We start from the raw sequence: 12486 nt of genomic DNA on the forward strand, positions 1-12486 counted from the left end.
TTCCTCCTTTTTAGAATTTGACATTGACATTGATACCATAGCTGCGGCGTGAGGGCAGCGAGCCATACTCCAGACCCAGTCCTGAGGTGTTATAGCCAGAGTCGGGGTCAATATTAGGAATGTTCTTCCATACGATGAACGGGTTGCGAGCCACGAACGACACGTTCAGACTCTTCACCACCTTACCCAGCAGTTTCTCAGGAACGGTATAGCCAAAGGTAATCTCACGACACTTCACATACGAGTTGTCGTAAACAAACATACCAGGTGCATTGTCGGCAGCACTCTTCCAGTAAGCCTCTGGGTTCACAGGAATGGTGTTCTGCGTATAGGTACCATCACCATTGTCAATCACACCAGGAACAATATATCCACGGGCATTGCCAGATGCCAGCCATTCAGCCGAGGTCATGCCAGCAGCCTGACGAGCCTCCTCGGAAGCATACCACTCCTCGCGGCCAGCCAGTGTGCCCGATGCCTTACCCGTCTGGTAGGCCGAGCGCATAGACATCGAGAAGATGTCGGCACCCACCTTCACGTCGAAGCCAGCCGAGAGGCGGAAGTTCTTATAAGTAAAGGTAGAATAGAAACCACCGGTCCAGTCCCATGTGGCATTACCCAGCGTACGAATCTGGTCGTCCACCTCGGGCAGACCCGTCTTGGCGTTGATAATCACGTCGCCGTTAGCGTTGCGCTTAAAGTCCTTACCCATGATCGAGCCGTAGTTCTCGCCCACCTCGGCACCAACGCTGACGCCGCACCATGTGGCTTTCTCCAGTTCGAAGTAGTCCATGCCGTCAACCAGCGACTTCACCTTGTTCACGTTCTTCGAGAAGTTCACACCAGCATCCCATGCAAAGTCCTTGATCTGCAGCACACGACCGTTCACGGCCACCTCGATACCCTTGTTCTGAATCTCGCCGGCGTTAATCAGGCGGTGTGTGTAGCCAGCAGCTGATGATGAGGCTAGCGCGATAATCTGGTTCTTAGAGATCTGGTCATAATAGGTCACATCCAGTCCTAAGCGACCGTTGAAGAACTTCGTCTCCACACCCAGCTCAAACGAGTTGGTCTTCGTGGGCTTCAGGTCGGGGTTGGGCTTTACCTTATTGCTGATAAGACCCATGGCATAGCCCGAATATGAGTACTTACTGTTGGTATAGCTGGTCACCAGCTGATAGGGGTCGGTATCGCTACCCACCTGTGCCCAAGAGGCACGCACCTTACCATAGTTGATGATCTGCTTGTTCTTGATGAACTCCGAGAACACCACGCTACCCGATACAGAGGGATATACATAGACGTTATGACTCGTGGGCAGTGTCGACGACTTATCGCCGCGGATGGTGCCCTCCAGATAGTAAGTGTGCAGATAGCCTACGCTGGCCGATCCGAAGATAGAGTTAATCTGCTTCTTGTACGAGTTCTGCTGAATGCTCTGCTCGCCGTAGTTCATGATGCTGATCACGTTCTTCATCTGCTGGTTCAGTCCAGTGTTGATGGTGGTCAGGTTGTCCACCTTGAAGATGTTACCACCCAGGGTAGCGTTTACGTCGAAGTCGCCAAACTGGTTGTTATACATCGCCAGCAACTCGGCATTCAGTGTGCGGTTCTTGAAGATCTGGTCCTGCAACTGACCAGCCGACTTACCAGGTGTGGTCTTGGCGATATACTCCTCGAAGGTCATGTTGTTGATATCCGTACCCACCGTACCCTGCAGCTTCAGGTGCTTATCAATGTTCCAGATGGCCTTGGCCGTCAAGCGGAAGATATCCTTCTCAGAGGTATTACCATTCTTATACAGATCCCAGTAGGGGTTCTTGTTATACTGGTCGTTACCGTTCCAGTTAGCATAGTCGCCCTCGCTGGTCTCATAGTTCTTCAGCCAGGCCTGGTTATAGGTGCCAGCCAGCGTCATCAGGTTCTTACCCACGTTACTCTGCGAGTCGCCCAGTGCCGGACGGTTCTTCACGTCCTCACGGGTGTAGTTCATCGAGAAGTCCAGGTCGACAGGACCGGCCGATGTATTTACGCGCAGGTTGAAGTTGTCACGACTCATATGCGTGTTGGGCAGAATGTCCTTGTTGCGCATGTCGGTCACGCTGAAGCGCATGCCCGTCTTGCCCGAGTTAACCGACAGGATGGCCGTGTTCTGTGCTGTCACACCTGTACGGAAGAAAGCACTGGTGTTATCCTTGTACATCTGGAACGGACGCTGCACGCCGTCGAAGTACTCCACCATCTGGTTGTCGGCCTTCGGACCCCAGCTGCTGTTGGTGCCCGAGGTAGCCGTCTTACTGAACTGGCCGCCGTAGCCCATGCCGTAAACCTGCTGGATATCATCCCACATGGCGTTCTGCACGTCAACGGTCAGCGAGCCGTTATATTCCAAACTGATCTTATCCTTCTCGGCCTTCTTCGTGGTAATCAGGATCACACCATGTGAGGCACGGCTACCATAAAGAGCAGAGGCAGCAGGACCCTTCAACACAGTCATGTTCTCAATATCGTCAGGGTTGATGGCCGAGATACCGTCACCCAGGTCATAACCACCTTCCGTGCCGGCACTGCCAAAGTTTGTATTGTCGAGGGGCACACCGTCGATCACGTAGAGCGGCTGGTTGTTGCCCGTCATCTCAGTGTTACCACGCAGCATCACGCGTGTTGAGCCAGCATTGCCGCCAGCTGTGTTCTGAACCACCAGACCGGCCACCTTACCAGCCAGCGAGTTCATCACGTTGGTCTCCTTGGCCTTGGTCAGTTCAGCACCTTTAATCTCGGCCACACCATAGCCCAGCGCCTTACGGTCGCGCTTGATGCCCAAGGCGGTGACCACCACTTCGCTCAATTCTGTCTTGTCCTCGGCCATGATAATCTTGATACCAGGCTGAGCCTTCACGGTCTTGTTCACGTAACCAATATAGCTCACCTCCAACATCGCACCACGCTTACATCTTAGTTTGAAGCGTCCGTTGTTGTCGGTTGCTACACCTGTTGTCGTACCCACCACCTTTACAGTGGCACCAATCAGCGGACCATCGGCGTCCTCCACCGTACCAGTAATCTCCTGGTCGTCGGGGGCGGCAGTCATTGAGGTTCGGCTTCCTTCTGTGGCATTAGCCATGGCTGGCGTCCACATCATTCCTGCACATAGCAAGCTGAGAAGCAATTTGTTTTTGTTCATGTTAGTTTGTTATTTAAGTTATAATGTTAAGGGTATTATTTCTTAATAGGATAGAGATAGAGCAGTCCCATCATGATGCCAGCGATGATGGCAGGGAAGACAGAGAACAACGCCCATATCATACTGTTCACACTGTCGGCATCGGTGATGGTGATCACCGTCTGACCATCGGCATCCGTGCCCGATATAAAGCCGGCGATGCCCAGTAGGAGTGCCACCAGCGAACCACTGATGGCCGTGCCAAACTTCTGGGCCATGGTGCCCGACGAGAAGATCAAGCCCGTCGATGACGTGCCGTTCTTCTCAGTGGCATAGTCGGATACATCTGCATACATCGACCACAGCAGGGGCGAGTAGATGCCAATGCCTATAGAGGTGATGATCACGATGGCCACCATCAGCCAGATATAGGCCGCATCCATGGGAATCAGGAAGAAGACCACTGATGTGGCCACACAGATAGCAGCTGCCCACATGAAAGCCTTGCGCTTAGAGCCCACCCACTTGGTGAACACGGGCGATACGCCACCAAACACCATGCAGGTGAGTTCGCCGAAGGTCATAAACACCGTATAGTTGATGATGAGGCCGCTGATGGTCACATCGCCATGCAGACAGTATTCAAACATATAGCCAGCCACAGCATAGCGGAAGCCATTGAAGAAGTTCATGCAGATGCCGATGAGCGTCAGGATCACCCACGGACGGTTGCGGAACAAGTCGCCGAAGGGTTTCAGCGAGAACTTCTCAGCACGCACAGGCTTCAGTCGCTCCTTGGTCAGCAGTCCGCAGGCCAGCGTGCCAGCAGCAGCCAACACACCAAAGAAGGCACCCAGCACAGCATACTGATGCTGGTCAGTGCCACCCACCAGCTTCTGCAGATAGGGGAAGCTGAGCAGCGTGATAAAGCCCATGGCATAGGCGCCCACCATGCGATAGCTCGAGAACTGGTTCTTCTCGTTGTCATCCTCGGTCATCACACCTAGGAGCGAGCCATAGGGCACGTTCACAGCCGTATAGACCACCATCATCAGCAGATAGAGCGTATAGGCCCATACACGCTTGCCCACAGGTCCGAAGTCGGGTGTATAGAGCAACAGCGCGAAGATGAGTCCAAAGGGGATGGCTCCAAAGATGATCCACGGACGATAGGTGCCCCATCTGCTCTGCGTACGGTCGGCCAGCGTACCCATCAAGGGGTCGGTCACCACGTCGAACATACGAGCGATGAGCATCAGTGTGGCTGTATCTGCCACGGTGAGTCCAAACACATTGGTAAAGAACAGCGGAAACGCAATCGACATCACCTTCCAAGTGATACCTCCTGCGGCGGCGTCGCCTAGGGCATAGCCAATCTTTTCTCTTAACTGTGCCATAGCCTTACATTGTTACTTCTACGACATGCTTACCAGGTGTGGCCGTAATCACACAACCCTCGATGGGTGTGCCATCAATCACAATCCTGCTCACGCCAGCCTCCTTGCCCTCTGGGTTCTTCACCGTGATGTCGAACTCGGCATCGCGCAGCACACGATGTACGTGATACTCTTTCAGCGAAGAAGGAATACAGGGGTCAATCTCGATGCCGTCGTAGGTAGGACGGATACCCAGGATATACTGCGTGATGGTGAGCCAGTTCCAGGCAGCCGTACCAGTGAGCCACGAGTTCTTACCCTCGCCAGGCTTGGCGGCATCCTTTCCTGCCACCATCTGACAGTAGACATAAGGCTCCACCTTGTGCAACTGCTGGTCCTCAATCCATGCAGGACAAATCTTGGTATAGTGTTCCCAGGCATCGTTGCCGCGACGGGCCACCGTCTCGCCGATAATCACCCAGGGGTTGTTATGACAGAAGATGCCAGCGTTCTCCTTATAGCCGGCAGGATAGCTCGAGATCTCGCCCATCTCTACGTGATAGCGGGTGAAGGCCGGATTGTTCAGCACCATACCGTGCTCGCAGTCCAGGTACTTTTTACAAGAGTCGAGAGCCTTTTCCACCATGCCGTCTTCGAGTCCGATGCCGGCCATGGTGCAAAAGCCCTGACTCTCGATGAAGATTTTACCTTCTTCGTTTTCCTTACTACCAATCTTATTACCATAGAAATCATAGGCGCGCAGATACCAGTCGCCGTCCCATCCGTGTTTCTTCACGGCCTCGACCATGGCGTCGATGCACTTTTGGGCGCGCTTGGCCTCCTCGTGCTTTGCTATTTTGTTGCAAAGCTCCACATATTCCTTGCCAGTGAGCACAAACAAACCGGCAATCATCAGGCTCTCAGCCTTCGAGCCCTCGCTGTTGTTCTCAGTAGTCTGGAAACTCTCGTTTGGATCCCACGAGAAGCAGTTCAGGTTCAGACAGTCGTTCCAGTCGGCACGACCGATAAGGGGCAGCATGTGCGGACCCAGGTTCTCCACCACGTGGTTGAACGAGATGCGCAGGTGCTCGAACAGCGTCACCCCTGTGCCTGGCTCATTGTCGAAGGGCACCATCTCGTCGAGGATAGAGAAGTCGCCTGTCTCCTTGACATAGGCCACTGTTCCGAAGATCAGCCAGCAGGGGTCGTCGTTGAAACCACCACCGATGTCGTTGTTGCCACGCTTGGTCAGGGGCTGGTATTGGTGATAGCAGCCACCGTCAGGGAACTGCGTCGAGGCGATGTCGATGATGCGCTGACGTGCACGACTGGGAATCTGATGGACGAAGCCCACCAGGTCCTGGTTCGAGTCACGGAAGCCCATGCCACGACCCACGCCACTCTCGAAGAACGAGGCCGAGCGCGAGAAGCAGAACGTGATCATGCACTGATACTGGTTCCAGATGTTCACCATGCGGTCCAGACGCTCGTCGTTGCTCTTCACTGTGAACTTGCTCAGCAGGCCGTCCCACAGCACGCGCAACTCCCTAAAGGCCGCATCCACAGCCTCTACGGTCGAGAATCGCTCGATCACAGCATGCGCCTTCTCCTTGTTCACCAATGTTACGTCTGAGTCCTGTGAACTGATGAGTGTTCCCTTGCGTTTACGCTCGATATCCTCAGTAGAGTATTTCTTCTCCTGCTCGTTCTCCACATAGCCCAGCACAAAGATAAAGTCCTTGCTCTCGCCAGGCTGCAGTTCCACCTCCACATAGTGCGAGGCAATAGGACTCCAGCCGTGGGCCACGCTCATGGCAGGCTTGCCAGCCATCACACACTGCGGATTCGAGAAATCATTATAAAGACCAATGAACGACTCGCGATCCGTGTCGTAACCCTGAGCCTTGGCGTTGGTCAGCGCATAGTAGGCATAGTGGTTGCGACGCTCCTTGTATTCCGTCTTGTGGTAGATGGTTGCCCCATTCTCAATCTCCACTTCGCCTGTCGACCAGTTGCGCTGGAAGTTCTCCATATCCGTGGCAGCATTCCACAAGCACCACTCAGCAAACGAAAACAGCTTTAGGCGCTTCACCTCGTTGGTGGTGTTCTTCAGCGTCAGCTTCTGCACCTCGGCCCAAGTGTTCAGGGGCACAAAGAAGAGCACAGAAGCCTCCACGCCGTTCTTACTGCCCGTGATACGGGTGTAGTTCATGCCGTGGCGACACTCATAGCTGTCCAGTGGCGTCTTGCAAGGCTTCCAGCCAGGGTTCCACACACAACTGCCATCGTTGATGTAGAAATAGCGGCCACCAGCATCCATGGGCACACCATTATAACGGTAGCGTGTGATACGGCGGAACTTAGCATCCTTATAGAAATCATAGCCACCAGCAGTGTTCGAGATGAGGCCGAAGAAGTCCTCATTGCCTAAGTAGTTAATCCACGGGAACGGCGTAGCAGGGTCGTTGATCACATACTCGCGGTTCTTGTCGTCGAAATATCCAAAAGTCTTTTTCATTTATTTTAATTTTTCATCTATCATCTTTCACCTATCACTTCTCCATCAGCAGGTCCACCAGACCCTTGTCCTTGAACGTATGCTTCTGCTGATCCCAGAAACCAAAGTCGGCATCATAGCACCAGGTGGTCCAGGCAATGTTGTTCTCCTTGAACACCGTCAGCATGTCCTTGGTCCACTTATAGGCCAGTTCACGGTCAACAGGCTCATACACGCCCCATTCGCCGCAGAACAGTTGCAGGTCGTATTTCTTGGCCACCTCGATGGCATCCTTGAAGTCGGCACGAATCTTGTCGATGTTCCATTCCTGCGTGAGATAAGGCTTCAGCAACTGCTTCATCGAGTCAGACGCAGCCTCGTAGTCCTCCTCCGACACCAGGATGCCAGGGTAGTTCACCTTACCCGTATAGCGGCCGATGGGTGTCCACCAGGCGCCATAGTGCGTCAGGATCATGGGGTTATAGTAGTGGAACGACAGAATGATGTTCTTGTCGCCCTCAGGCACCTTCAGATATTTCATCGTCTCGTAGCCCTGCCACAGGTTACTGCCAATGACCAGCGTACGCTGAGGCTCCAACTCGCGCAGTGCCTTGTGCACCTTGACAATCAACTGGTTCCATTGCTCATGGTCATCGGCCACAGGCTCGTTCATAAACTCATAGGCCACAGAGTCGTTGCTATAGCCCTTCAGGGCGTCCGACAGCTGATACCACATGTTAATCAGGTCCTGCTGTGCTTTCTCTGATGTGAACAATGTGTTGGCACTGTTGTTACCCTCGTTCACAGCATTGAAATAGTGCGAACGGATGATGTGCAGGTCGACGATGGCACGCAGGTGATGCTTGCCACACTGGTCGAGGGCAAAGGTGAGCAGGTCCCATGCCTCAGGCAGTTTTTCGCCGTTCTCGTCCCAGAACTGCACCTCGTCGATGGGAATGCGCACAAAGTCGAAGCCCAGCGAGTCCAGTCGAGCGAAGTCATCCTCCTGGATGTGCTTCAGTCGCTGTTCGCCACGCTCCTCGCTCTGCGACAGCCAGTGGCTCAGGTTAGTGCCACGCTGGATGGTAAAGTTGTTCACTTCGTTGTTTTTCTCACTCTTTGTTGTGCAGGCCGTCAGCGCCAGCATCATCATGGCCGTTGCAGCCACCGTTCTCATCTTTATCTTCATGATCTTTAATCTATCATTTTTCATTTATCATCTTTCATCTTTCTCCCATGATGCCCTTCAGAATCCAGTCGGCCTTCACCTTCATGTTGGCACGACGGTCGAAGATGCCAAAATGCTCTGGTCCACTGCCAAAGGCGTTGTTGTCCCAGACGAAGGTCGAGAAGTCACGCTTCTTCGTCTCGTTCACCAGGAACTTGCAATAGTACGTCATGTTCTCGTGAATCAGGTCGGTCTGACCAGCCTTCTGGCGATCGGTCACACCCCATTCACCCATCACGATGCCCAGTCCCTTGTCGGCCCATGTGCTCACCACCTTGTCGAAGAACTCCGTCATGGTCTTCTCGTCGCTGGCCGAGGCCTCACCCTTGCTCTTATAGGGCTCGCCCCAGAAGTTATACTTGCATTCGCCAGCATAGTCCCAAGGTGTGTAGTAATGGAACTCCACACTCATATAGTCCAGTCCGTTGCCCTCGGCATCAGTAGGGATGATGAAGTCGCCATTGTTAATACCAAAGTCAGGATTGCACACATACGTCTGCACAATGAGATGACGCTTCAGGTTGTTGCCACCCGTAGCGCGCACCACGTCGATAAACGTCTGGTTGTATGAGTTCTGCACAGCCAGGTTCTCGGCCGTGGGCTTACCCCAGTTGTCGCGAATGTGCACCTCGTTGGTGCCAGCAAAGGCCACGCGATAGTCGTAGGCCGCAAACTCGCTGGCAATGTTCAGCCACAGCAGGGCCAGCTTCTGGTTGTTCTCCTCCTTATACAGGTTGGTGGGTCGTGCCTCCAGCCATTTGTCGTGATGCGTGTTGATGATCACCTTCAGGTTGTAGGCCAGACACCAGTCAACCACCTCCTTGATGCGATTCATCCATGCCTTGTCGATGCTCATGGCTGTGGGGTTGGTGATATGGCACTGCCAGCACACAGGAATACGGATGGCGTTGAAGCCAGCATCCTTCACGGCCTTGATCATCTTCTTGGTCACCACAGGGTTGCCCCAGGCCGTCTCAGCGTTGATGCTGCCGTCAGGGTTGCCAATCTGTGTCGACTCGCCATCCTGACCAGGTGCTGAGCACTCAAACTGGTTGCCCAGGTTCCATCCCACCACGCCTTTGTTCCATTCCTTAGCCGTTGGCTCTTGCTTTTCTGTTGTCTCGTTATTCTCGTTTACTGCCTCACTTCCACAAGCCATGATACAGCAGGTGGCCAGCACAGAAAACAACACAGTAGAAAGAAGTCGTTTCATGTCATTTATAGTTTTAAAAGTTTCATGGCACAAAAGTAGTGTTAATATGTATTCACATGGTTTTATAGCATTCAAAAAAGGTTTCAAAACTGAGATGTGATAGTTTTGAAACCTTTTTCTGATAGATTTTATACCCTATTTCTGATATTTCGAGGGCGACACGCCGAAGTATTTCTTGAACACCGTACTGAAATATTTCGGATTGTCGAAGCCAGCCTTGGCAGCGGCGTCAGTCACGTTGCAGCCGTTGCGCAGCATCGAGGCAGCACCCTCCAGACGGATGATGCGGATGAAGTCCTGAGGCGACTTACCCGTATACGACTTCAGCTTCACATAGAACAGCGTGCGACTCATAGCCATCTCGCGACACAGTTGGTCGATGGTGAACTCGCTGTCGGCCAGGTTCTCCAGTATCAGTTGTGTGGCCTTGTCCACAAACGTCTTGGCCTCCAGGTTCTCGGCTGGTACCTCCTTGGTGGCAGCAGGCATAGGCTGGGGCAGTGTCTGCTGCAGTTGGTCGATAGACAGTCGCATGTATTTCTCGTGAAGCTGATACATGCGCCATGCCCCATAGAAGATGAGGAGCACCAGAGCGATATAGATGCACCACATCCACCACGTGTTCCACCAGGGCTGGGCAATGACGATGGTGAGCGTCTTCTCGTCGATGATGGTGCCGTTGGTCTTACTGATGCACTGCAGGGTGAGCTGATGCTCGCCAGGCTCCATGTTGACAAAGCGGATATACTGCTGGTCGGAGGGCACACTCCATTCGCCCTGTCCCACCTGATAACGATAGACAATGTCGAAGTGATTGCGCATGTTCACACTCTCGAACAGGATGTCGAACGTGCGCTGACCATACGCCAGCGACAGACGGCCGTTCTCCAGCGCCTGAGCCACCTCGTCGGTCTGCAGGTCCTCCTGATGGTTGGCGCAGGCCACGCCGATGATGGCCAGTTGGGCTGAGTAGTTGATAGACTGCACCTTGTCGGGCTGTATCACGATGGCGCCAGTGGTGGTGCCAAAGATGATGTTGCCGTTGGGCAGGTTTTGCACGGCCCCACGCGTATATTCGCGATTCAGGCCATAGCAGTAGTTGGCGTTGACCACCGTCTTGGGGTCGTTGGGCGACACAAACGACAAGCCCTGGTCAGTGGCTATCCAGATGCGCCCGTCGGCCCCTTTTATCAGGCTCCTCACATAGTTCGAGGGCAGTCCGTTGGCCGTGGTCAGCTGACGACTCTCGTGCTTGGCCTGGTGATAGACATAGACACCACCACCATCCGTACCTATCCACAGCTCCAGTCCTGAGGCCAGCAGATGGGTGACAAAGGGGTTCACATCAGTCACGCCCGATGGCGCATAGTTCAGGTCCTTCACCTCCTTACTGCCAGGCGTGATGAGTTTCAGGCCGAAGGCCGTGCCAATGGCCATCTGACCCGTTGCCAGCTGACTGATGGCCTGCACGTCGTGCACATCGTAGTAGGTCATCGTCCTGTCTTTCGTCATGTGCAGCAGGTCGCCGTTCAGGGTGCCCACCCACAGACCGCCGTCCCTGTCGTAGCAGGTGGCATAGACGTGGTCGTCAGTCAGCGCGCTGTTGCTCGAGGTATAGATACGACTCACGTTGGTGTGGTTGTCAATCTCGTAGATGCCTTTGCCATAGGTTGCCACCAGCACGTTGCCGTCAGGCTTCTTATAGGCGTTCAGCACCACTGTTCCCTGACAGCAGTGCTGCCATTGGTTAGTCTGGGTGTTCAGGATGCTGATGCCGTTGTCTGTGCCCATCAGCAGCAGTTGGTTGGTGAGCATCGTCACCATGTTGACATGATTGTTGCACAGGCTTTGGGCGTCGTTCTTGATGTGCTGATAGATGGCGGCCGTACTGCCAATGGGGCGTGCGATGTCGATGCCGCCAGAGTACGAGCCAATGACGATGTTCTTCCAGGTGTCCACCACCATACTATAGATGCCATTGCCATGAAGCACGCCGCCAGCCGACTCGTTGGCGTTGAACAGCATGGTGCACTCGCCTTGACCGTCGCGACGCATCTGATACACGCCCTCGCCATCCACGCCAATCAGCATGGTCTCGTCGTCGTAGGGACAGATGCTGCGTATGGGGTTCAGGGGCTTGGCGTCGCCAGTGAGTTCCACAAAGGCGTCGGCCGTGGTGTTGTCGTTGTGACTCAGACTCACAATGTGCAGACCGTTCTCATAGCCGCCCAGCCACAGCTTGCCTGATAGTTCGTCGTAGTAGCCGCTCTCAATGTTATAGGGCAGCACGCGATGCCCTTTCTCGTCGTACACGCCCTTACGCGTACAAAACAGCAGACGGTCGCCCATGGGCACGATGCAGTTGGCATAGGGGCCTTTCACCAGGCACTTTATCTTGTCGCCCTGCATCAGATAGACGCCATCGTGCATGGCCAGCCACATGTTGTCGCCCTTCTCATGGATGTCGTTCAGGGCCACGTCGTGACCCATTTTCTTGGCCAGGTTCACAGTCAACTCGAACCTGTCGCGTGTGGCGCAGAAATGATAGATGGAGCCTCGATTGTCAAAGGCATAGATGCTGCCACCTGCCTTGGCGGCCAGGTTTATCACCCTGCCACCCAAATGACTATAGGGGGTGTTCTCGTCCAGTCGGTAGTTCCTCACCTTCGAGCCGTTGTAGCGCCCAATATCGGTCATCGACGACCACCAGATGGCGCCGTTCTCTGTCTGACTGATCGAGAAGATGCGCTGACTGCCCATGCCCTCGGCTCTGCCTATGTGGGCGAAGGTGAAGTCCTTCACCTGCAAGGCCATGCCTTTGGGTGCTCCTAAAAATAAGAATACTGAACAAATCAGTACTTGTATTATCTTGTTTGTTGGGTTCATTGTTTCAGCAAAAAGGTGCGTCTGTCATAATTATGCCTACAAAGATAGTGATTATTTCCGGGGTTTTGGTTAAACTTTCTTAAATTCCGGCGATTTTAACACAACTTTTTTATGGTGTGAACT

5 protein-coding genes and 2 pseudogenes are annotated in these 12486 nt (G+C 53.7%); all 7 read right to left on the reverse strand.

Going from position 1 to position 12486, the window contains the following annotated elements:
- Positions 1-10: 10 nt before the first annotated feature.
- A complete protein-coding gene (locus tag M1D30_RS13595; RefSeq protein WP_371874113.1) occupies positions 11-3184 on the reverse strand; it encodes a SusC/RagA family TonB-linked outer membrane protein in 3174 nt (1057 codons plus the stop codon).
- A 35-nt stretch (positions 3185-3219) separates the two neighbouring features.
- Complete coding sequence (locus M1D30_RS13600) at positions 3220-4560, reverse strand: MFS transporter (protein WP_248504890.1); 1341 nt, start codon at positions 4558-4560, stop codon at positions 3220-3222.
- A 4-nt stretch (positions 4561-4564) separates the two neighbouring features.
- The gene (locus M1D30_RS13605; protein ID WP_248504892.1) at positions 4565-7057 is read right to left on the reverse strand and encodes a GH36-type glycosyl hydrolase domain-containing protein; all 2493 of its coding nucleotides are present in this window, start codon (positions 7055-7057) and stop codon (positions 4565-4567) included.
- Positions 7058-7091: 34 nt separating this feature from the next.
- Positions 7092-8225: a glycoside hydrolase family 5 protein gene (locus M1D30_RS13610; RefSeq protein ID WP_248504894.1), complete on the reverse strand. Its 1134-nt coding sequence runs from the start codon at positions 8223-8225 to the stop codon at positions 7092-7094.
- 34 nt (positions 8226-8259) lie between these two features.
- Entirely contained in the window at positions 8260-9423 is a 1164-nt protein-coding gene (locus M1D30_RS13615; RefSeq protein WP_248507885.1) for a glycoside hydrolase family 5 protein, read from the reverse strand.
- Between the two features lie 189 nt (positions 9424-9612).
- Positions 9613-9921 (reverse strand): annotated as a pseudogene (locus M1D30_RS13850) (helix-turn-helix domain-containing protein); the annotation flags it as partial.
- 714 nt (positions 9922-10635) lie between these two features.
- A pseudogene (locus tag M1D30_RS13855) lies at positions 10636-12363 on the reverse strand (two-component regulator propeller domain-containing protein); the annotation flags it as partial.
- Between the last annotated feature and the right edge of the window lie 123 nt (positions 12364-12486).

Origin of the sequence: Prevotella sp. E15-22, from assembly GCF_023204875.1 — a bacterium.
In the GTDB taxonomy this organism is placed as follows: domain Bacteria; phylum Bacteroidota; class Bacteroidia; order Bacteroidales; family Bacteroidaceae; genus Prevotella.

What these genes read in the sequence shown, in the direction of transcription:
- M1D30_RS13615 (WP_248507885.1), bottom strand. Translation starts at nt 9,423, where the DNA reads ATGGCTTGTGGAAGTGAGGCAGTAAACGAGAATAACGAGACAACAGAA.
- M1D30_RS13605 (WP_248504892.1), bottom strand. Translation starts at nt 7,057, where the DNA reads ATGAAAAAGACTTTTGGATATTTCGACGACAAGAACCGCGAGTATGTG.
- M1D30_RS13600 (WP_248504890.1), bottom strand. Translation starts at nt 4,560, where the DNA reads ATGGCACAGTTAAGAGAAAAGATTGGCTATGCCCTAGGCGACGCCGCC.
- M1D30_RS13595 (WP_371874113.1), bottom strand. Translation starts at nt 3,184, where the DNA reads ATGAACAAAAACAAATTGCTTCTCAGCTTGCTATGTGCAGGAATGATG.
- M1D30_RS13610 (WP_248504894.1), bottom strand. Translation starts at nt 8,225, where the DNA reads ATGAAGATAAAGATGAGAACGGTGGCTGCAACGGCCATGATGATGCTG.